This window comes from Lactobacillus sp. wkB10 (genome assembly GCF_000760615.1).
Taxonomy (GTDB): Bacteria; Bacillota; Bacilli; order Lactobacillales; family Lactobacillaceae; genus Lactobacillus; species Lactobacillus huangpiensis.
The window spans coordinates 157,691-180,170 of record NZ_JRJB01000003.1 but is presented as its reverse complement, the minus strand read 5'-3'; the positions used below and the strand labels follow the sequence as shown (position 1 = coordinate 180,170).

The 22,480-nt window shown below is 35.3% G+C and carries 15 protein-coding genes; 2 read left to right on the top strand and 13 right to left on the bottom strand.

The annotated features are described in order from the left end of the window. Positions 1–67 precede the first annotated feature (67 nt). Both LACWKB10_RS03180 and LACWKB10_RS03175 read right to left on the bottom strand, forming a co-directional pair. Positions 68–346, bottom strand: coding sequence for a DUF2087 domain-containing protein (locus LACWKB10_RS03180; RefSeq protein ID WP_034978680.1), 279 nt, complete (start codon positions 344–346; stop codon positions 68–70). After that, positions 336–1,934 carry an ABC transporter ATP-binding protein gene (locus LACWKB10_RS03175; RefSeq protein ID WP_034978678.1) on the bottom strand — a complete coding sequence of 533 codons (1,599 nt, stop codon included), beginning with the start codon at positions 1,932–1,934 and terminating at the stop codon, positions 336–338. The genes LACWKB10_RS03180 and LACWKB10_RS03175 overlap by 11 nt, the downstream gene beginning before the upstream one ends. A 141-nt stretch (positions 1,935–2,075) precedes the next feature. On the opposite strand from LACWKB10_RS03175, the gene LACWKB10_RS03170 reads away from it, so the two are divergent. Then, positions 2,076–2,921 (top strand): helix-turn-helix domain-containing protein, encoded by an 846-nt coding sequence (locus LACWKB10_RS03170; RefSeq protein WP_034978676.1) that lies wholly within the window; start codon positions 2,076–2,078, stop codon positions 2,919–2,921. Here LACWKB10_RS03170 and LACWKB10_RS03165 read toward each other — a convergent pair. Genes LACWKB10_RS03165 through LACWKB10_RS03155 form a run of 3 tightly spaced genes read right to left on the bottom strand, consistent with a single transcriptional unit; the run spans position 2,918 to position 6,166 of the window. Next, complete coding sequence (locus LACWKB10_RS03165; RefSeq protein WP_034978674.1) at positions 2,918–3,787, bottom strand: ABC transporter ATP-binding protein; 870 nt, start codon at positions 3,785–3,787, stop codon at positions 2,918–2,920. The genes LACWKB10_RS03170 and LACWKB10_RS03165 overlap by 4 nt on opposite strands. Position 3,788: 1 nt before the next feature. Next, positions 3,789–5,051 (bottom strand): tellurium resistance protein TerC, encoded by a 1,263-nt coding sequence (locus tag LACWKB10_RS03160; protein WP_034978673.1) that lies wholly within the window; start codon positions 5,049–5,051, stop codon positions 3,789–3,791. Beyond that, positions 5,048–6,166, bottom strand: a complete 1,119-nt coding sequence (locus LACWKB10_RS03155) for a hypothetical protein (RefSeq protein ID WP_034978671.1) — start codon at positions 6,164–6,166, stop codon at positions 5,048–5,050. Before LACWKB10_RS03155 ends, LACWKB10_RS03160 begins: the two co-directional genes overlap by 4 nt. Before the next feature lie 569 nt (positions 6,167–6,735). Between LACWKB10_RS03155 and LACWKB10_RS09795 the strand changes: the two genes are divergently transcribed. Then, complete coding sequence (locus LACWKB10_RS09795) at positions 6,736–8,973, top strand: BspA family leucine-rich repeat surface protein (RefSeq protein ID WP_052060262.1); 2,238 nt, start codon at positions 6,736–6,738, stop codon at positions 8,971–8,973. A gap of 158 nt (positions 8,974–9,131) precedes the next feature. Here LACWKB10_RS09795 and LACWKB10_RS03145 read toward each other — a convergent pair whose 3' ends face one another. From LACWKB10_RS03145 to LACWKB10_RS03105, 8 genes are all read right to left on the bottom strand, one after another. Beyond that, positions 9,132–10,703: an ABC transporter ATP-binding protein gene (locus tag LACWKB10_RS03145; protein ID WP_034978669.1), complete on the bottom strand. Its 1,572-nt coding sequence runs from the start codon at positions 10,701–10,703 to the stop codon at positions 9,132–9,134. Positions 10,704–10,887: 184 nt separating this feature from the next. Beyond that, complete coding sequence (locus LACWKB10_RS03140) at positions 10,888–11,346, bottom strand: hypothetical protein (protein ID WP_052060261.1); 459 nt, start codon at positions 11,344–11,346, stop codon at positions 10,888–10,890. Continuing rightward, on the bottom strand, positions 11,333–11,548 hold the full coding sequence (locus tag LACWKB10_RS09970) for a helix-turn-helix transcriptional regulator (protein ID WP_034978668.1): 216 nt from the start codon (positions 11,546–11,548) through the stop codon (positions 11,333–11,335). The genes LACWKB10_RS03140 and LACWKB10_RS09970 overlap by 14 nt, the downstream gene beginning before the upstream one ends. Positions 11,549–11,673: 125 nt before the next feature. Continuing rightward, positions 11,674–12,630: an NAD(P)-dependent oxidoreductase gene (locus tag LACWKB10_RS03130; RefSeq protein WP_034978666.1), complete on the bottom strand. Its 957-nt coding sequence runs from the start codon at positions 12,628–12,630 to the stop codon at positions 11,674–11,676. A 302-nt stretch (positions 12,631–12,932) separates the two neighbouring features. Beyond that, positions 12,933–13,148 carry a hypothetical protein gene (locus LACWKB10_RS03125; protein ID WP_034978664.1) on the bottom strand — a complete coding sequence of 72 codons (216 nt, stop codon included), beginning with the start codon at positions 13,146–13,148 and terminating at the stop codon, positions 12,933–12,935. Positions 13,149–14,053: 905 nt separating this feature from the next. Further along, positions 14,054–14,773: a MurR/RpiR family transcriptional regulator gene (locus tag LACWKB10_RS03115; protein ID WP_034978660.1), complete on the bottom strand. Its 720-nt coding sequence runs from the start codon at positions 14,771–14,773 to the stop codon at positions 14,054–14,056. 27 nt (positions 14,774–14,800) lie between these two features. After that, a complete protein-coding gene (gene celB / locus LACWKB10_RS03110) occupies positions 14,801–16,105 on the bottom strand; it encodes a PTS cellobiose transporter subunit IIC (protein WP_034978658.1) in 1,305 nt (434 codons plus the stop codon). A 703-nt stretch (positions 16,106–16,808) separates the two neighbouring features. Then, complete coding sequence (locus tag LACWKB10_RS03105) at positions 16,809–22,340, bottom strand: S8 family serine peptidase (RefSeq protein ID WP_034978656.1); 5,532 nt, start codon at positions 22,338–22,340, stop codon at positions 16,809–16,811. Positions 22,341–22,480 lie beyond the last annotated feature (140 nt).

Below are 22,480 nucleotides of genomic sequence, written 5' to 3'. Positions count from 1 at the left end.
CTTTGTAATCATAAACTATTGTCTTAACACCCTTTTTAAATGCCCGCTTTTCTGTATCAATTAAATCCTAATCCTTTACTCTATTTTCTTCATTTAGCCAGTAAAATCTACCGTCATCCGTTCTCTTTAAAAGATGATTTTCAATTAAATCTCTCCTTCTGGTAACATAATCAGCCACATAACGCATTAAAATTAAATTTACTTCCTGCTCAGAATATTTTTTTGCTGGTTCAAATTTAGTTGCCAAATATTGTAAAATCAACAGCCGGTTTTTAGCCTTACCAGGCCAAACTTTAACAACTCCATCATTATCAACATAGCGCATTAATACTTCTTTATTCTTCATTTTCTCCATTTAAATTAATTATCCGATCAAATAATGATTTTTCAGCGGCAGAAATTTTATGAGCCACTTCAATTACTGCCAAATTAGGCTTTTTTAATAACGTTTTATGAATTGCAAGTGACAGTTCCGGATCAAGGGCACTAGTAGCTTCATCAGCGAGCAATACTGGCCGTTCAGAGAGAAAAGCACGCGCAATTTCAATTCTTTGAATTTGTCCTCCGGATAAATTTGCTCCTTTTTCACCAACCTGATAATCCCAGCCTTTTTCATCCACGAGTTCAGTTAGTCCCGCCGATTCAACTGCTTTAGCCAAACTTTCTGGAGAAGCCTTCCGCCCCAGTAAAATATTAAACTTAATTGTATCATCAAAGATAAACGGCTTTTGGTTAACGTAACTGAAATTATCGTGCGCTTTGGTCCAGTTGCCAGTGACATTTTCACCATCAATATAAACATGACCTTCACTAGGTTTAATTTTACCCAACATTAAATTTAACAACGTAGTCTTTCCCCAACCACTTGGTGCCATGAGCAAGATTTTTTCATTAGGTGCTACAGCAAGATTAAGATGAGTGAAAATTTCTCTGCCACCTTGACTGTATGTTGCATCTTCAACTTTCAAACCAGTAAATTTACCAGTTTTTGCATTTTTAGTACTGTCAGCTGAAAAAGACAGAGCCTGCTCTACTTTATCCCACATCGGCTTAGTAGACTTGATTGCATTCAATTGTTCAAAAATATTAACTATCGGGTTAATAAATTCATTAGATAGTTGCACTATCATAATTAAAGTACCAACACCAATTTGACCTTGCAGCATTAAGATGGCACCTACTAGAAACGGTAAAATAAAGCTAAAAATATCTGCAAAAGCCATAATGACTTCTCCCGCTGCAGCTTGTGTGAAGTTTAAGTTCTTTAATGCTTCTTCCATTCTTTTGGCACTATTAACCACTTTACTAATAGTCGAACTTTGGGCATCATATAAGCCGACAGTCTGCGCTCCGTTTAACCCGTCATTTACACTCTGAGTGTATGCGACGTTATTTGTCTCCCAAACTTTTGCTTTGGCTTGAATTGTTTTGGTAAAAGCCCTTTGCACTAGTCCAGGAATTAAAGTAGTTACCATAAAAATTAATGTTAAAATCCAGGAATTGATTAAACCAACTACTACTGATATCAAAAAAGATACTAATTCTGCAATGATCATTAATTCATTTGTAGTCTTAGACGTCTCAATCTGTTTAAGATCGTTCGTCATCAGACTTAAACCATCCTTTTGTGAGTCACTGCGTTGTTCAATCAGGTAGCTCATCGTTTTGTCTTTAAGATAAACATTGACATCCTGAATAATAGCGTACTTGATATAACGGTACACAAAATTAGACAGCATAATAATTAAGATTGTTGCAGCACCAATGCTGGCAATTCTAATTAAATTGCCACTATCGCCTTGACGATATTGCGCTGCATTTAACATGATCTTAGTGACATATGCAATTACCACATTGCTAAATGCCATTACTATTGCTAAAAGTGTGTAGGCAACGAGTTTCCATTTAGGTGCAAATTTTAATGAAGATTGCATTTTTCTACTCCATCTTTATTATTAAAACGGTTAAGATATTTTTTGATTAAACATATTAAAGCATGAATTATTTTTTAGATTTTTTTACTTCTCATATATGAGAAAAAAGTGCCATAATATCTTAAAAAGGACAAAAACAGCATGCAATCAGGGAATGAATTTAAACAGTTGCGAAAAATGCAGCATATTACTCTTAAAGAAGCTGCCGCAGGCATTTGTTCCATTCAAATGCTTTCTCGCTGGGAAAATAATCAAGGACACATGGATTTTAACCGGGTATTAAAATTGTGTGAAAAGCTTAGTTTATCCGCAACTGAATATATTGCACTTGCTAAAGTCGACCCAAAGGATCACATTGCCCAAATTTTAGAAGAGTCTTGGAGTAACCACGACAGAGATTATTTGGAAAAACTGGCTCAAGCGGCATTAAATAAATATCAGTCAAGTCAAGATCCTTTTGACCTTGACTATGCAGCAATAGCCTGCAGTTTGTATTATAAAACTTCACAACACAACATCTTTCCTGTAGCCCAGCAAAACGAATTAAACCATCAGTTAAGTAAAATAACTGTTTGGGGCCATGAATTTCTTTCACTGTTTGCCAATGTTATACCTATTATTAGTCCTAGAATTATTTACCAAATCTCTGTTCAGGTTATCATCAATATTTCTTTTATTAAAAAGGCAGGAGAAGGTACATTTCATTTTAGTATAGCAGCATTATTTGAAGCTGTAATTGGCTTAATTACAAAAAGTCAGTTTAAATTTGCAGACCAACTACTTACACGAATAAACCAGATTGACTTACCAGATAACGAAATGTTGTTAATTGTTGGGCGCAAATTTTTAAATGCAATTCTTACATTCCACAATACTGCCAATGATGAAGCAGCTGTCTCAATCATTCATTTTTTAACTAATATGGACATGCAAACTACGGCTGCTTATTTTTTGCAAATATTAAATCAGGCTAAAGCTTTAAACTAATCATAAAATTTATTAAATAAGTCTTCAATATCAATTCTTTCAACTGCGTATTGAATATCAGCTCTAACTAAGCTTGCTATAAGTTGTGTCAGCTTATCCTGCTCAATTTTTTCTAGAGGAACTAATATCAGGTTATTAGGCAAGGTTTCGTAGTCATAACCGGCTAGCAACTTAGTCGTTTCAGGGGTAGTCTGCATCTTTAGATACCGTTTATTTTGCTTTTTATTGTCTAGATCTTCAATAATATGTCCTTTGCCCATAAACAAGACCCTGTCAGCATACTGCTGCAAGTTAGACAAAAGGTGTGAAGCCATAATGATCAACTTGTTTTCATCCTTTAGTTTAAGAAGCATCTGTGAAATTAAAGCTACGTTCTGTGGATCAAGTCCATTCATTACTTCATCTAACAACATTACAGGAGAATCAGCTGCTACTACCATTGCAAAACAAAGTCGCTGTTTCATCCCCAAAGAATAAGTCTGCACCTTCTTATCCACATAATTTTCCATTTGCAAGTCATTAATGACTTGCCCGACTGATTTGACAGAATTGTGCCAAAGATCAGCGTATAAATTAAGATGATCTCGTCCAGTCATAAAGGGAAACAGATCGCTTTGTTCAGGAAACGAGCAGATTTCCTGGTGTAATTTAATCGTATCTTTTTGTGTTTGATAACGTGTATTTTCATATTCAACAAACCCTTTTTGCGGCATCAGATTATGCAAAATAACGTTGATCAAGGTCGACTTCCCCGTACCGTTAGGCGCTACGAGACCAACGATCTCGCCCTGCTTAAATTCCAAGTTAACGTCGTCTAAAACAACGTTCTTACCAAATGCCAATGTGACATCTTTTATTTTTAACATTTTAATCACCTCGTCTAACTAAAGGGATGCTTTTAATTTGCGTGAACAAAAACAGTAAAATTTCAATGACAAGTGCCAGACAAATGAGTGGCCCTAAGCCAGCAGTAAAGCCCCATCCGGGTGCATCCATCAAATAAGCCAAGTTGCCGGTAATACTGTCACCGATAGAAAAGTAAGTCATAGGCAATTTTTCCAAAAACGGGTAAACAAAGCCCATGCCCAACGAGAAGTAAAGCATCTTCGCACTGATAGCAAACAAACTGCTAAGCATGCCGGCAACATATTCGTTACGCAAAACGATTGATAGCAGAATTGTCAACCTGATAAAGATAAACGAAATAATGATTGCAAAAATGATAAACTGCAAATAATACATACCTAGTGTTTCAGTCCTAAAGGTTGCTTTGAAGTTTATTTTGCCTAAATAATCAACAGTATTTAGTCTTAATGATCCCAAACCATATCTAGGTGCTATACAAAGAAGAGCAATTATCCCAGCTACTACAAAGTCAAGCAAAACCCCAACTTCAACAACTCCAGTTTTCAACCATAAAATGGTACGTTTACTTAAAGGAATATTTTCCAAGACCGTATAATATTTCCTGTCATTAGTCACAATGTCCGCAGCAAAGAAACAAACTATCACTACCATTATTAAGACTGCCCAGCCAGAAAGTGAGTTTTGAATTACTTGTAATGCTGTGCGCTCTTCCAAAATGTTTTTATTCAGCCCTGTTTGCTTATCCTTTTTACCGGCTAAAAGTGCGTTATACAAGTGATACGTCCGTTGATAGCCAAAATGACCATCTTGCTTAAAATTATCATTTTGATTATACGCAGCTGGATACAAAAAGTTTTGGTTACCTTCTACAAAGATTAACTCGTCAATATATTGATAACGAGCACTGGCGTATTTAGCATAAGCATCCCAGTCTTTTTTCTTTATAGCAAGCAATATTTTTTTATCATAAGATAAGACCTGTGGGTAAGTACTGACAGCGTCCACTGCCCCTTTGCTAGGAATAGAATAATAACCTGGCTTCTTGGAATAAGCAATCTCTTGCGTAGCCACTTTCAGAAAGGCTGTATCATCAATATATTCCTTTCTGATAGGCTTGGCATCGACCTGTTCAATTACCTGACGGTTAGGCACACTGACCAGACTAAAATATAAAGACATAATCACAGTAGCAATAAACAATCCAATATTTTTGGGATTAACCAAAAAAGCCTTCAACTGAAAGAGGAAATAACGCCATTTCATCGTGCAATACCTCCTTTATTAACCAGGTGTCTGAACCAGATGATCAAAATAAATGACCAAACTAATAGGATACACCCGCTGGTGACTAGGTTTAGCCCTGCAAATCCTGTTTTACTTGCCACAGTGCCATTAAGCACATCATTAACATTTAAATATGCAGATGGCAGCCAAGCAATAATTTTAAGCATTTTGGCAGGCAAATACGTTAATACATATAGAGCAATACCAATAAAGGTAGTGAGATATACATTTTTAGTCAACTGGTTAAGAAGTAAAGTTAAGCTGGTCACAAATACTACCAATACTGCGGTATAAAGTAAAAAGAGCAAACAATCCAGCCAGACAGGGATTGCTATTATTTTATTAAAGTAAAAAACGTTAGGGTAATTTAAACTGCGAAAGCCATTTCGTAAGCCGGCAAAAAGATATGCACCGACTAGTCCAATAAGTAAAGGACCCAAGGCTAAAGCCAAATTGATCATGGTTTTACCTTTAACCTCATCTTCTACACGATAAGGGATATCGCGCAAAACCGTATCATGATCCAACTTAACCATCCACACATCATTAGAAATAAGCAAAATATAAAAGAAAATAAAAATAGCCACAAAATTGAGAATATAGATTAAATAAGTTGCTGATGCCTTTGAATTCATAACTGCAGGTATATGATGACGATAAAGATATTTATACGTAACTAATCTTTGATGCAATTGATATTTGGGTGGAACATTCAATGTGCTGGCTCCCAGATAATTATTGCGGTAGCCGTCTAACATGGTTTGAAATAACGTGATCGACCCGTCTAGATAAGTTTGTGGATCACTTAAAACTTCCCCATTTTGCAAACTGAAAATACAACCTTCCTGGGCGTTTAAATTGTCATAAGTCTCTTTATATTCTTGTTTGCGTAATAGACTGCTGTCAAAATAACTAATATTAACCTCAAGAGAATCATAGTATGAGCGCCACTGACGGTAGTTATCTCCCAAATTTTGAGCTTCAACCACTAATACAAAGAGAACCATGAATAAAACCAAAGCGCCCATTAACAGAATATTTTTCTTTGATTTGCGTGCAATAGTAAAATTTGCTTTAAAATAAGTTCTCTTCATGGAAATGCCTACCTGATTTACTAAAAATGAAAAGTAATTAACAATGATTTTATCATATTTTATTTAGCTCTATTATAGCTAAAAATAAAGACTGCATTATGTTGCAAATATATTTTCAATTATATAGTTAGAAAAGTGGTTAGCAACTTCATTTGGTGCAAAAGGCTGCAATTAAAAACTCCGATTTTAAAAAAATTGCTAAAAATACCAATGCTGCTACTGTATTTGTTTAAAACTGTAGGAAAGCAAAAAGAAAATCTATTTGTTATGTTTGCTAGACTATTACTGACAGCTATAGCAATTTTAACTAGTTAGCTTAATCATATGTGCAACGAAAAATGACAAAAGAGTGTTTCATTCAATACTTAAATATTAAAATAATCGTATTAATATATAATATATATAAATAGTTAGTAGTTAAAAACACTCTAACTATTTTGCGTTGCTTTAAGTATTCTTACACCTGTTAAAATATATAAGTGCGTTTAATTATTAATTAATATAATAAATGTGGTAAACTCCATTTAGATACACAATATACTATTTTTAATACATGAAGGTTAAGTATAATGAATAAGAACAAGGAAAAATTGCTGCTGGGTGGCCTTGTGGTCAGTCTCGGCTTACTAAGTAACAGTCCCCAAATAGTTAAGGCAGACCACCTTGCTGTTTCTCATCTTGTATCTGGAAATGATACAAAATCTAATATAGATTCACAAAATCCTATTGCTACAAATGAGGGTAATGACCAAACAAATACTGCTGCTGATAGTAACTCAAAAGATCAGACAACTTCATTAATTAGTGTGCCGGTAATTTCTACGAAAAATAATGAGAATTCTGATGCAGATGCTAAAGCAGCCAATCAAAAAGACGTGCCTCCTGTAGTTAAACATGGTGAAAATGAACAGCAAAAGATTGCTACAAAAGCCAACTTAATATCATCTGATAGTAATGGTGCTCATCTTACATATGATCCTGATCAAGAAGTTGCCACTATTTCTGGTAATATAACAGCTGATAGTAATGATGTACCTAGAACAATTAGCCAATTCTTTCTCACTAATAAACCCAAAAAGATTGTTATCGACGGACCTCTAGCTATCAAGGGATCTGCGGCTGGTCTCTTCAGTGATTTAAACGACTTAGAAGAGTTTGAGGGCTTATCTAACTTTGACACAAGTCAAGTTACGAATATGGCCTCTATGTTCTCTAATGATAAAAATTTAAAAAGTCTAGATTTGAGTAGCTTTAATACGAGTAATGTAACTGATATGAACAAGCTTTTTAAGTCTTGTTCTGCCTTAACAAATCTTGATGTTAGTTCGTTTAATACAGCAAAAGTTAAAGACATGAGTACTATGTTTAATTTTTGCACAAGCTTAACCAACTTAAATCTGAATAATTTTGACACTAAAAATGTTGAAAACATGAATTCTATGTTTTATGCCTGTCGAAACTTGACAGCATTAAACATTAGTAGCTTCAATACAGCAAAAGTAACGGATATGTCTGCTATGTTTGGCATGTGTCTTAAGTTATCAAACTTAAATGTTGCTAGCTTTGATACCAGCAGCGCTGAACAAACTGTGGGCATGTTTTTATACTGTATGAGTCTGAATCAATTAGATGTCAGCCACTTCAACACTAGTAATGTTACTAGCATGAACGGAATGTTTGCCTTTTGCACCAATTTGACAAAGATAGACGTTAGTCACTTTAACACGGACAAGGTAACTGACATGATGGAAATGTTTTCAGGAGATAGTGGCTTAGCTAGCCTTGATATCAGTAATTTCAATATGGACTCTGTTACTAGCAGCGATAATATGCTAAACGGACTGGCAGGTTTAAATTACTTAAAACTAGGTGCTAAAAATTCTCTATCAAATACTGGCTTAGATACGCCCGGAGTCTGGGTTAACGTCGGTGATGGGACAACAGAGCATCCTCAAGCGCTTAAAGATAAGCGTTGGACATCTCCACAACTTTTAACTAACTATAATCCTGCTAAAGACGCCGATGCCTATGTTAGATACAATGCGGCTGTTATTACACATTATCAAGACCAAGAGGGCAACCAACTAGCATCTAATGATGTACAAACTGGTGGATTAAACACTCCATATACCACAAAGCCGAAAGATATTACTGGCTACGCTTTAGCAGAAACTCCTGCCAATGCCAGTGGTAGCTTTGCTGATAATACTATAACTGATGTTGTTTATCTCTACAAAAAAGCTCCTACTAAGATGCCAGTAAATCCTAATGTCCCAAGTAAAGCTGCTGATGTTATTGTTCACTACCAAGATGAAAATGGTAACGAACTTACTTCCGACATTGTTTTAAGCGGTAACGTTGGTGACGGGTATACTACTGGAGCCAAGGATTTTGCAGGCTATACTTTAAAGTCCAGACCGACGAATGCGACTGGATTCTTTAGTACACAGACTCAAGATGTCACCTATATTTACACCAAAAATAATAATAATCCGAGTGTTAATAACCCGACTAATTCTTCTACCAAACCAGAAAAACCAAATAAACAGAAAAATCCAACCAAGCCAAAGCCACAAAAAGCAGTTTCAAAACAGCATCATGTAAAGAAAACGGGTCGGCGATTCCAGATTATTCGGCATTCTACTATTAAAAGCCATAACTTAAGTAATACTTCTAAACGCACTAATGTATTGGCCAAGACTGGTGAAAGTAAAGAAAGCAATTTCATGATAATGCTCACTGGCATAATTGTCACAGGAACAGTTGCTGTAATTGACTGGTTTACACGTAAACGGAAAGGAAAATAAATATATTTAGTCAGTGGCAGTACTACTAAAGCCACTGTATTAAAAATAGCTGGAAATAATTTAGATATATACTTGGTGTCATAAAAAAGCTTACTTTATTTTTACAAAAAGTAAGCTTTTTATTTACCATACATTTATTTTTTATTTGAAACCATGTTTTAAATATAATTATTAAAGTCAATTACAGCATCATAACGCTTTAATTCTGCTGGCTCATAATGGTGAATAACCTCAATAAAAGTGAAGTCTGAATCAAACAAGTAATCATGAATCGCCTGAGAAGTTGCCTTATCTAATGAGGCATTGACTTCGTCCAGTAATAAAATTGGTCGTTTGGCTAAGATAGCCCTTGCCAGTTCAATTCGGGCTAACTGACCACCCGATAATTGGTCAGCATTATCACCTAATTGGTAGTCAAAACCTTTTTCTTTAACCAGCTGTCCCAGTTCTAAATGATCACAAACTGCTGTTACTTCTTCTAAGGGGATGTCTGCACCCAAAGTAAGATTAAACCACAATGAGTCGGCAAAGATGACCGCGCTTTGGCTTGAATATGCAAACAGGTTGGTAAAAGAACCTGGTTGTACTGCTTTTTGATTAAGCAACTCTTCTTGTGCTTGGCCGTAATCACCATACATTAAATATTGGAGCATGGTGGATTTACCAGAGCCGGACGGTCCAATGACCGCAACTTTTTGTCCTTTTGCAACTGCAAAATTAATTTGACTAGCTAATTCTTTACCCTGACGCTTTAAAGTTAAGTCTTTTATTTCTAATTGCTTAAAGTCATCAGTAGCAACACTGCTTTGCGGTTTTTGCTCACCTTTAGCAATAAACTGCTTGATCTTGTTAACAATACCCTTAGTGGTAGATAAATTGTTTCGTTCATTTAAAATTTGCAGAATAGGATTAACAAAAGAGTTAGAAAGCTGGGTGATGGCAAATAATGCTCCCAATGTTATTTGACCATTGACTACCAGTAATGTCCCAAAAGCAAATGGTAGTAAAAAGGCACTGGCAATCGCGATAATATTAAGGTAGGTATTAGTATTATTATTCAGCACATTCATTTTGGCCAGTTTTTCTTCCAGGCGTTCAACGGCACTCTTATTTTGCTTAACAGCATTGTCTTGCTCGCCGTATAAATTAAAAGTACTGGTACCAGCTAAAATGTTTTTGGTTTGGCTGACATACTTGTCGTTGGCCTTAGTCCAATCACTTGAAGCCTTTTGAATTGGTTTTTGGAAAAAGTTGGAGACGATTGTAGGGATTGCTGAGCCCACGAAATAAATCAAGGTAACAAACCAGTTTAGATATAAAGCATAACCTAGCGCCAAAATAACGGTATAAGCATAGATCAGCATTTCAATTTCAGCTTCATAACGATTAGTTTCTAATAACTTAAAGTCGTTAGTTAAAAAACCTAAATTAGCACTATCTTCTTCTTTATTTTGCAGCATCCCCCTTAACACTTTAGTTCTCAACTTAGTGTTAATCTGCTTAACTGCATCGGTTTTTAAGTAATTAAATAGTAAGCCTGAAATTAAGATTATAGCCAGCGCTACTATGATCTGCGTTACTAAAGAAGGTAAGACTGAAAATTGTCTCTTAGTTGCCATATTGATCAAATTGCTAAGCATATAAGCGGCAAAGATATTTAAAGTACTGTATATCAAACCGAAAACATTGAGCCAAAAGAATTTTAAATGTGAATAGTTATGGTAAATCATTATTTTTCTCCCCAATTTTTAATGTATTTTTTATTTTTTAAAAGTAATAAATTAAATATACTTGAGAAAAACCGTGATTACAATACTATTTAACTAAGAGGTCACTATCAGGAAAGCAAGTGGAAAAAATTTTGTACTAAAATGCAGGGTCGCTCGGATTTTATTCAGCAGTATTTATGCCTCATCAGTTTCTAAGTTCATTGGTAATACCTATAATCATTTCAATTAGTAATAATAAGTTCCATAAGACGCTTAAAGTAGCGGCAATGGTTGTCAATATTATGACCGGTGTCGTAAAGCCTTGAGCTTCATACATGAACGCCGCCCCAGTCATAAAGACCAAGCTCAGAATATAAATTAACCAGTTAGCTATTTTATACATTTGGTGATCAGTTTTTACTGCAATGAACTCATCACGCTCATCTTCATCATCTTTATCTGTGCCCACAGTTTTGGCTTTATAATAAAGATAAAAAGCAAAACTAATAGCAAAGACTGCATAAATAATATTTTTCGGTATATCGGTTTGCCTGCGGTGCTGCAGAACCTCTAAACAGATCAGCACCAATTCAAGAAGTGCTAAAAATGTAAAAAAGCATGCTGCGAAATAATATTTGATCTTTCTTTTCTTATTCTTCTTCATTTTCTACATATTCCTGTAAACAAAATAAGGTTTCAATATCGGTCCTAAAAACTTGCGCTAGTTTATACGCCAAGATGAGTGATGGCTTGTATTTACCATTTTCTACTGAGATAATCGTTCGTTCAGTGACACCCACTTTAGCGGCAAGTTCACGTTGCGTTAAGTGCAGCTTTTTTCTATTTTCTTTAACTAAATTTGTGATAATCTCACCTTCTTAGTAATGTGAAGTATACTTCATGTAGTTAGCTTCATATTATATTACTGTAAAAGAAAAAAGCCAAGTAAAAACTTGGTTTTTATTCATGATTATTTTTACTAATTAAAAGATCACTTATTAACTTGATTTAATGGTTTATGATCCCGTAAATATGAAATGAGATTTTGTGAAGCCTCAGCAGCAATATTCGTGCGGGCAGACAGTGTTCCTGAACCTGCATGAGGTGACAAAATTACATTATCTAGTTCGCATAAAGCTTGTGGCACTTCTGGTTCAGTTTCATATACGTCTAAACCTGCTCCGGCAATGTCACCGTTCTGCAATGCGGCAATTAAATCATTTTGTTTAATCAGCTTACCTCGAGCAACATTGATAATATATGCTGTCTTTTTCATCTGCTTAAATACTTGAGCATCGAAAGCGCCTGTTGTAGAAGGAGTTGCTGGGGCGTGCAAAGTAATCACATCTGCTGTTTTAACAAGAGTATCAAAATCTACATAATGAACATTCTTTTTTGCTTCTTCTTGAGAACTTAGCTGATGTCTGTTATGATAGATAACTTTCATGCCAAAGACTTGAGCGTACTTGGCTACTTCAGAGCCGATACGTCCCATACCGTAAATACCAAGCGTTTTTCCCTGGAGTCCCGTCCCCATATTTTCCGGTTTAGAAACATCAACCCATTTTTCAGTGCGAATGGTTTTATCATAAAAATGCAAACGTCTCATAGTTGCTAGAATTAGGGCAAATGTCATTTCAGCGGTGGGAATAAGAACGCTTTTAGGACAATTGGCAACAACAATTCCTTTTTGCTTTGCATAGTCAATGTCAATTTTGTCATAGCCAACGCCACTAGCAGAAATAATTTTCAAGTTAGTTCCGGCATCAATTAATTCACGGTCAGCCTGTGTCCCCATGAGTATCAGACCTTCATACTCAGATAGATGTGCTAAAACCCAGGCTCTACCTTCTTTTTCTGGTTTACGGGTCACAGCAAAGTTTTTTCTTAACTCCGTTAAACCAGCTTCTGGCATTCTTCCTGTTACTAAAACTTTTATGTTACTCATTTTCTACCCCTCCCTTGGTTTTTAAGCTTTTATCTCTTGCTTAATCATTATCTAAAAAGACTTAAATTGAACTATCTTAGTATGGTTCACGTTAATGTTAATTATACTTTAGTATTTGTCTTTCATCAAAAAAGCCTGACAATATTTAAATCTTGTCAGGTATTTTCTCTTGTATATTTTCTGTTAGATTTATTAATTGCAGTGGCACTTTTTTAGAAATGTGTGCAAGATTTTTAAAAAGACTATTAGTAACTATATATATAATTTGACCTTATTTAATGATGCCATAATCTTTTTTAATTTTATTTATCTTGCGTTAACTTAAGAATTGCACTGACGGCTGATGCTGCAATAGCTGCTACAATCAACCAGCCAAGGGCATTTCGCGGTCTGTTATATGAAATAATCGGTCCCATACTCCACAACTGATTTTTAGCGATGGCTACCGCAAAAATACCAATCACGACAAGCCACAAAACAATTGCTAACACCATAGTTAGTCTTTGAATATTTTTCATTATTATTTTCTCCCGCATAAAAAATTATTTTGACTATTTTTCTAGCATCACGTACTGGACTTATATCTGTTTTAGCACAAAGCAGGAGTTAATTTTCTTAAAAAATACTTAATTTATAGTATATAAATTTTTGCTTGTTTGCCTAAATCTATATTCAACTTACTAACAGAATGATCCATTGCGCACATAAATGAGCTGGTCAAAGCTAAAAAATATCAGTACTATTTTTTATTATTAATGGGCAGTAGTAGTAATAATTAGGAGGTAAAAATGAAATTTAAGAAAAAATCATTACATTATTAGCACTAATTAGTGTAGCTGCCGGTTTTGGCATTGCGCATAGGTCTGTAAGTACTGTATAAGCAAAAATCAATATAACCGCTTTTCCCAAAAAGATGCGTGGAACCTGGTACGCTTATTTTAATAAGAAAAAAATTGGGAAAATGACTTTTACTAAAGATAAGGAAATCATTACGGTACAAAGGGTAAACATATACGCTACTTACACAAACAACCTAAGTTTTTTCCTGAACCTAGTAAAAAGAATAAAAATTGGATTTATCATTCTGAAACCACCAAAATTAAAGGTCATACATGGTACGGCATAAACAGAATAACCATGCGTCCAGACTTAACAGGTGAATACTACAGTGTAGCAAAGTTAAAAGGAAATTCGGTTTTGGGATATGCTATCGCACATGGAGACACTTTTGAAAGTGAAGACGTTCATTGGTATCGCAGCCCCAAATTAGCTAAAAAGTTCAAGAAAACTCACTTCACTATAAAGCCTTTGACTTTAAGATCACCTATAATTTAAATTATTGATTCAAAACTACTAACAAAAACAGTTAGAAGTAATTCCTGTGTTATTATTTCTAACTGTTTTATTATGCTCAATATCAAATTTATTGTTCTATAATATTTAGCGCCCGCGATAATCGTTCAAGCAAATATACAACTGGAACCTGAGTAGTTAAATTAATAGTTTGACCGATAATTTTAAATTCTAGATGATAAGCAAAGTTTAAATCCGACAAATGCGCAATCGTATTATCTTCATTATTAGTAATACTGACAATTGTTGCACCTAATTGCCGAAAATTTTTTACCTGATCAATAGTTGGCTGACCCTCACCACTTACTGAGAGCACAATAACAGTTTTACCATAAAATAAATCCCGGCTTAGCTCTACTGGATAATAGGGATCACCAATTGCAAAAGCATTTCGCCCATTATTAACAAATTGGCGGGCACCATATTCACACAAGTCACCAGAGGATCCTATTCCAAAAAAGATAAAATCTTTTGTCTTGCTCGCAATTTTTTTGAAATCAGCAATCTTTTGGTCATAATCGGTTAAAAAATCTTGCGAAAAATAATATTGTGCCTGATAAGTAATATCATCAACTACTTTATTTCTGTTCAACTCTTCTTTAATTTCATTTTGTAAATCGTAATAATGTTTGTAGCCCAAAGCTTTTAAGGTTCGCACTACAGAAGCAGGTGAAACGGACAGAATGCCAGCAAGCTCACGTAAAGTAATATCTTTTACTTTCCTTTTATTAGCTACAATATAATTGTATATTTGCAATTGTGTTGCTGTCAGTTTCTGCTTTGTATGCATTTTTATACCTCAATTTAGATTTTTAATTTAAGCCTTTGCCTGCTCCATTTCTTTTTCAGCTTTTAGTTTAGCATTATCCATACTCTTAAAGAAGCCATAATATATCAATGTATCCATTACGATGTTAAACAATTGCATCACTCCGCCAGAAATATGTCCCGTGGAAAGAATTCCGGATAAAATTGGCGGTGTTGTCCAAGGTGGATATATTCCAATCGTTTTAGCTACCCAGCCCATTTTCATTGCAGTGTAAGTTGCAATAATATTGGCCATTGGCGCTAAGATAAACGGAATAATGATACGGTAATTTAATACAATAGGTGTACCAAAGACCACCGGCTCGTTAATGTTAAAAATAGCTGGACCGATTGAAATTTTCCCCAGTGCCTTCATTTCCTGGTCTTTAGCAACAAAAACCATTAAAATAACAAAACCGAGTGTAGCACCACAACCACCTATTCGGACAAAATTATCAAAAAAAGTTTTGGTAATAATATTAGGAAGAGGCTTGTTGGCCTTAAAAGCCGTGTAGTTTACGCTTAATGCAGCATATAATACTGGATCAATAACACCAGAAATTGCGTTAGCACCATGAATACCAAAGAACCATAGTATACATACCACTAATTCAATTACGATCGCACCGCCTAAAGTATTGGTAACTTTACTCATTGGTGCTTGTAAGAAGAAAGTAATTACATTTGGGATGCTCTTCATTGGGGTAGCTTCAACTCCAAGTCTGATTAACCAAACTACAAATAATGAGATTGCTCCCGGAAATAGTGCAGCAAACGAATTGCTCACGGCTGGCGGGACAGAATCTGGCATTTTAAAGACCAAATTTTTATGCATCAACCAAACATACAAGTCAGTAACAAATAACCCAACTAGCAATGCGGTAAATAACCCTGATGAATCAAATTGATTCAGAGGGATTAGCAATCCGCCATCTTTTCCAACTTGCATTGGAATTGTTAAGATAAAAGCTCCTATCGCTACAATCATTGCTGAAAATGGATCAATATTTTTATAGCTTCTAGCCAAACTGTATGAAATACCGGCTACAGCCACTAACCCCATAATATGAAATGACGCATTGGTAATATACTGTACTACATTAGACCAATTTGGGCCGAAAATACTGGCCATAAAGTCCAAATAGCCTTTAACGGGAAATTGACCAATAATCATAAAAATTGAACCAATAATGATCATTGGTACAGCAGCTGTCATACCATCACGCAATGCTACCATGTGTCTGGCACTAGATATTTTGTTAAAAAAAGGAATCAATTTTTCGTTAAGAAAATTATTTTCTTTTTTCTCAGACATTTTCCTCACTCCTACTACTAGTTTAAAAGCAATTATGCAATCGCTTACATATAAATATAATCATTTTGTTTCCAAAAGTCAACTTTTTTATGAAACATGTTTCAAAAGAGGATCTAAAAATTTAGTAATTATGTCTCGCAAAAAATATAGAGTTTAAATGAATGATTTTCACTATTAAGCATGTTTGAGATTTTAATTTTTTCTAATTCGTTTTTGGGGCATTACTTTCTAAGAACTGCAGCTATAGCTACTGACTGTTTAGCAACTTTTTTAGACCAAAATATCTGTTTTTTACATTGCTTAAGGCTCTTCTACCTTCTATAGCAATTTTATTTATTCATGTTATAGTGTTGGATATGAAAAAAGAGGCCTTGTATCTCTGAATTTCAAGCAGCCGCTTTTAAGGCGGTTAGCTCTGTTAAAGGTTAGGCAAAAGACTGATACTACAACTTGCTAAAAGTATTTAATCTCGAAATTAAGACAAAATTTTTTGGAGGTTTAGTATTATTAACTTAGTTAAGTCGCCTTTCTCAATACATTGTGTTATAGAACGCCAAAAATTATGAGATACATAGCAAATTTTCACGACAAAGAACAAGTAAAAAACGATCAAAATACTCAATTGAGAATTTTGATCGTCTTTTAAATTCTAGAAACTATTTTCTTAGATAAGTTTTATATGATAAGACTAGTTATGGATCAACTATTTTGCAAGATCAACTTTATAAAAGTTTACGCTCTTGATGTATTTACCTTCGCCAATTCTATAAGCTGTCTTCTTGTATTTCTTTAAAGCCTTATATTGATCACCATAGACGGTCACAGTAGTACCCTTCTTGAGAAGAATACGTGATGTCTTCTTACCATTAGACTTATAAACGTAAGAGTTTCTCTTCAACTTAGCCTTGGTACCAGTAACATTTCTTACACGAACATATTCATCCTTATCTACTACCTTGTAGAAATGTTGACCATTAAATGTATAAACTTTTAGCTTATCATTTTCAACTACAAAGTTAAGGAAGCTATATGCCTTGGCAGTCTTAGAGGTTTTCTTAAGGTCCTTAGTGTAAAGAACGGACTTGAACATTACCTTAGTTGATTTACCCTCTTCTTTGGCATCCTTATTTTCCTCATTAGCCTTGTTCTTATCTGAAGCAGTTGTATTTTCACTTGCTTGTGAACTAGAAGGATTAGAGCTTGGAGTGGTATTAGTTGATGGAGTTGACGGAGTTAATTCAGTACTCTTAGCAGTTAACCCTTTTTCTGCTTTATCTAATACATCAGTTGCAGCTTGGACATCTTCCAATGTAGCATCTTTGCTTGCTAAGACTTCCTTGGCCTTGTCTAAAGCTGCTTCATAAGCCTTCTTAGAATCATCAGTATAGCCACTCAAGTCTTTCTTTTCGCCAGCAGCAACACTATCCTGAAGCTTTTCTTTTGCATTAGATAATTTCTCGTCATCTGCACTAGGTTTGGTTTTCTCATTAAGATCCTTGACCTCTACAGATTTAACATCAGATTCATTGCCATATTTATCAACAGTCTTGAATTCAACAGTTCCATTTTCAGTGACTTTGAGTCCGTCAGCTGGCACATCCTTGAAAGTCTTGCCATCATCAGCACTATAAACTACCGTTGCATCAGGTTCCTTGGTAGTAGCTTCAAGGAGAGCAGACTTGCCATCTTTTGCTACGGTTTGCTTTATATCAGGCTCATCTAAGACCTTTTCTGGTTCATAGTAAACAATTAAAGCTTGAGTAGTTTCATTACCTTGAGAATCAGTTATTTTAATATTAAAAGTATTCTTACCCTGCTTCAATTCAACTTCATGCTTAAAGTCCTTTTTGAAGCCTTCCTCGCTGTGGAAGTCTACATCACCCCAGGCAGATTCAATGTGATTATCATTGATTGATAGTTCATAGTAGTTGTAGTCATCAGTGACAGTACCAGAAATTGTATATTTATCTTTGTTAGTGTAGACAGGACCATCATTATCCAGAGCCAAATCAGGTGATTCCGCATCTACATAGAAACTCAGTCTCTCTTGAGTAGTTTCTCTAACAGTTGAGTCACCAATCAAAGCAGATACAATCTTAGCACCGTGAGTACCAACATTTAGAGTTACTTCAAATGTCTGATCAGAATTGATCTTGACGTTCTTACCATCGATTTGCAAAGTAGTAGTTGGTCTCTTTACCTTACCAGTAATAGTCAGCTCGCCAGTTTTAGGGTCATAGTTTTTGGTATCAGCACTAACATTGTTGGTACCCCACTTGATGCCGCCATCGAATCTAACGTCATTGCTCTCTACAGTTGTTTTACCACGATCACTAGACTTAACCTTTTGCTCAACACTGGATGAATTACCATCTTCGTCAGTTGCTACAATATTAAAGTCATTTTCACCAAAGTGTACTGGTAATTCAACAGAGAAGGTATGATCGGCACTAAGATCAACTGATACGTTATTTGCGCCATTTTGCTTAATTACTAATGACTTAGTATCAGCACTGACCTTACCTGAAAGCTTAACAGTATCTTCAGAGGTTTGTGCCAATTCAGCTGATGAATCCTTGCTTGCATCGTAAGTATCAATCTTATCAACAGTTAAGCTTTCAACCTTAGCTGGTATAAGACTAACTGTAATTTCTTTTTCTTTAAGGACGGTCTTATGGTCAGCATCAGCATAGAGGGTGACCGTTGTCTTGTAATCATCCCTAGTAAGTGGCAGATTAGCAACAAATGACTTGTCATCTTCACTTTCGATATCTAAGTCGTGGCTCTTACCATACTTATCAGTATAAGTACCATATACCTTGCTTGAATAAGTACCTGAAAAGACAAAGGATTTAGTGTCAGGATCGTAGTTGTCAGTTGTTGAAGAGATCTTATCTGGTAACCCACCGTCTTTAAGAACCAAGCCATAGCCGGTTTCACCCGGCTTATTGCTTTCACCTGAAGCAGTTCCTGCATTTGAAGCATTATCAAATAGTGCTACAGCAAAGTCATTAGTACCTGCTTGTAAAGCTTTTACCTGTTCAGGAGATAAGTCGATTTCAATCTTTTGGAAACCATCCTTATCTGCCTTAGCAGTTGGATCGTATGTTAATTGACTAAAGACATCATTTACAGAAACATTAGCGTCACCACTCAAGCCACTAAGATCATCCTTAGCCTCAGCATACAAGTAGTAACGAGTTTTTTCTTGGCCATTACTATCCTTTTCTGTACTTGATTCTAGCTTGAGGTTCTTTAATACAGGTTTAACACTATCTACCTTAACGGGGATATCGTAATGCTGTTCTGTATTTGTTCCATCAACAGTAGCAGAGATTCTGTAAGTATATGTTCCATCAGGCACTTTAACTGTCTTGTTAGCTTGTTGGTCAAAGTATGTACCGTCCCACTCAGGAGCTTCATCAAAGTAAGTGTATCTTTGAGCTTGTGCGTAATAGTAAGTCTTAGTAGCATTACTCAACGAAGCTAAAGTATTAATTACTTTGCCATCTTTATCCAAAATTTGAGCCTTAACGTTATTAGCATTTCTGTATAAATAATAAGTTGGTTTAAACCATTGGAATTGAACATTATTTGCAGTAGAAATTGCGAATTTTGAAGAATCAAATACATAATTACCGTTTTCATCAATGCTTAAACCTGGGTTACCATTAAAAGAGTCATTACCAGCGGTTACAATAGTACCCAAGATATTATTGTAAGGTTGGAATACATCTGGATCATTTAAGCTAGCAAAGATAGGTAGATCTGAACTTGCCCAGTCGCCAAAGAATCCCATGTATGGTAAACGTAATTGTGAACCGTCTGATCCATTAAAGTTCAAGAATCCTTCAACATACTGATTTTCTTTAAAATCAGTTGGCAGTGCTAATGTAATAGTAAGTTCCTTAGTTGAATTTGCAGGTACAACTACGTAATCATCAGTTTGAACTGAAGCATCATCAATTTTCTTGTCATACAAAACTGAACTACTATCAGTAGCAGAAGTATAAATATCCGATTCTTTACCATTATTGTTTAGCTTATAAGTTAAATCCTTATTTGTTCTATTGGTAAACTTAACTTGGAATTTAAGATTTCTATCTGTGAAGCTCTTAAGTTCAACACCCGGATAGCCGTTGCTACCAACAACGGTTGAAGGATTTTTAGCCAATGCCTGAATAGCAGCTTGTGCATTGATGAACCCAGCACCTTGTCTACGAGGTGAGACAATCACATTATCATGACTAACATCAGGTTGAATACTTGCAGTATTCATTTCCAAAGTTTTTATAAATGCTGTTCTTTCATCTGGACTCATCTTTTGATAAATTTCATAGAAAGAACCCTTTTTATCATTCATTGCTTGACTTACAAGTGCTTGTGTACCAGCAATAAATGGAGAAGCCATAGAAGTACCCGACATGTTAGTATAGCCATTATTGTTTTGAGTTGACCAAAGATTTCCACCTGGTGCTGAGATATCTGGCTTAAAGGCCAAATTAGAAACAGGGCCATATGAAGTAAAGTTAGACATTAAATCTGTCTTAAGCGCTGAATTATCTAATGGCTGCACAGCAATGTTTACCTTTAATGCTTCATCAGGATGTTTATCAATATATTCTACTAACTTGTTTCCAGCATCCCCTGATAATCCAACAGTAGGGAACCCAGCATTAAGTTGCATGTTAGTTAATGCACCAGCTTGATTATTAACAATGACTAAACCCGCAGCCCCTGCTTCCTGTGCAAATTTTTGTTTATCTGTAAAAGTAAGAGTCCCACGCTTAACGATGGCAATTTTACCCTTAACATCAGATGTGTATTGATTTGGAGAACCTATACCTAATTGTCCATTATTATCTTTAACAACGTAGAATTGCTTGTCATTAAAGAATGAACGATCAGTACCTCCTGAAAGCTGAGTAGTTTCTGGACCTACTACTACAGTTTTACCATCAGATGAAGTAAAAGTTATACCATCAGTAGTAACTTTATTATTCTCTGCTGATGCAACCGTTGTGGCAGTTCTGGCAGTACCCGGACTACCTAAAGTTCCCATATCTGGATTGCCATAATATGCCTTATTGTTTCCATCAGCTTTTGAGTTTGAGGTCCCAGAGTTACCAGCAGAAATTACAGCGGCAGTACCTGTCTTAGTAGCACGGTCAACAGCTACAATTTCTGGATCATCATCCGTTTGCTGACCAGAAGTAGAACCTAAGGACATGTTCAAAACATCAGCACCAAGTTTAGCTGAATCATCAATTGCTCCAATGATATTAGTAGAATCAGTAGTAGCAGAACTAGCTGAATTAGAAAAAGCTTTCATTGCTAATAATTGCGCTTCTGGAGCAACACCTACAACCGAATTAACAGAATCTGAAGTACCATTGGCAGCTACGATACCTGCAACATGCATACCGTGTTGCTCGCTAGGATTATTATCAGTAATATTGTCATTGTTATCTGAATAGTTATGACCATATGGGACCTTTTCAGTAAAGTAGCGCCCATAACCAGCTTGTTTTGTGAAGGCAGCAACCTTTTCTCTTGTTAATTTCGCTTTAGATTCATCACTCAACCGTAAATCCTTATGATTAGGATCAATACCTGTATCGATGATAGAAACTACAGTGCCTTCACCTTTGTATTTATAATTATTCCAAACTGCTGAAACATTAGCCATATCATCAGCTGAAGAGTCATTAGCATAGTAGACTTTTGCCAAAGTTACTGATTTAACACCTGGAATAGCTCTTAATTTTTGAATATCTTTAACCTTTACTTTAGTAGCAAAACCATTAACTACATAACCATAGCTTTTGCCAATTGCTTGGTTGGTAATTGCTTTTACTTTTGCTTTAACTGAACCCTGTTGTGCAATTACTTGTTTTGTAGCCTGTTCAATTTCTGCACTACTTGAATTTGTGCTTACTGAACCATTTGTAGCTGCAGGTGCAGCAGACAATTGAACAATTACATCAACATATACAGTTTGCTTTTCGTCAGAAGTTAAATGCTTAAGATTAACCCCTTTTGCAGCTAATTGTGCTTCAATTGCTTTGTTTGTTACGCCCACTGTAGCTGACTCTGCTGCTTTAGAGCTGTTTGCAACAGTTTTTGTTTGACTGTCAACAGTAGCTTTAACGTGCTGTTCAGCATTAGAAAATACAGAGACGACAGAAAGTGCAGCGGCACAAACTAGCACTCCCACATACTTATTTCTTTTCATAGCTAGTCCCCCAACCTAATTAATAATAGTGTGTTTGTCTGATTAAATTAATAACATTATCAATTAATTAAATATTATATAGTAAGAAATTAAAAATAACAATCGTTTTATTAATAATTGTTATTTTTAATTATTTTATT

Coding starts and splice junctions, on each gene's coding strand:
- LACWKB10_RS03175 (WP_034978678.1), bottom strand. CDS start 1,934: ATGCAATCTTCATTAAAATTTGCACCTAAATGGAAACTCGTTGCCTAC.
- celB (WP_034978658.1), bottom strand. CDS start 16,105: ATGTCTGAGAAAAAAGAAAATAATTTTCTTAACGAAAAATTGATTCCT.
- LACWKB10_RS03115 (WP_034978660.1), bottom strand. CDS start 14,773: ATGCATACAAAGCAGAAACTGACAGCAACACAATTGCAAATATACAAT.
- LACWKB10_RS03145 (WP_034978669.1), bottom strand. CDS start 10,703: ATGATTTACCATAACTATTCACATTTAAAATTCTTTTGGCTCAATGTT.
- LACWKB10_RS03130 (WP_034978666.1), bottom strand. CDS start 12,630: ATGAGTAACATAAAAGTTTTAGTAACAGGAAGAATGCCAGAAGCTGGT.
- LACWKB10_RS03160 (WP_034978673.1), bottom strand. CDS start 5,051: ATGAAATGGCGTTATTTCCTCTTTCAGTTGAAGGCTTTTTTGGTTAAT.
- LACWKB10_RS09795 (WP_052060262.1), top strand. CDS start 6,736: ATGAATAAGAACAAGGAAAAATTGCTGCTGGGTGGCCTTGTGGTCAGT.
- LACWKB10_RS03170 (WP_034978676.1), top strand. CDS start 2,076: ATGCAATCAGGGAATGAATTTAAACAGTTGCGAAAAATGCAGCATATT.
- LACWKB10_RS03125 (WP_034978664.1), bottom strand. CDS start 13,148: ATGAAAAATATTCAAAGACTAACTATGGTGTTAGCAATTGTTTTGTGG.
- LACWKB10_RS03140 (WP_052060261.1), bottom strand. CDS start 11,346: ATGAAGAAGAATAAGAAAAGAAAGATCAAATATTATTTCGCAGCATGC.
- LACWKB10_RS03155 (WP_034978671.1), bottom strand. CDS start 6,166: ATGAAGAGAACTTATTTTAAAGCAAATTTTACTATTGCACGCAAATCA.
- LACWKB10_RS03180 (WP_034978680.1), bottom strand. CDS start 346: ATGAAGAATAAAGAAGTATTAATGCGCTATGTTGATAATGATGGAGTT.
- LACWKB10_RS03165 (WP_034978674.1), bottom strand. CDS start 3,787: ATGTTAAAAATAAAAGATGTCACATTGGCATTTGGTAAGAACGTTGTT.
- LACWKB10_RS03105 (WP_034978656.1), bottom strand. CDS start 22,340: ATGAAAAGAAATAAGTATGTGGGAGTGCTAGTTTGTGCCGCTGCACTT.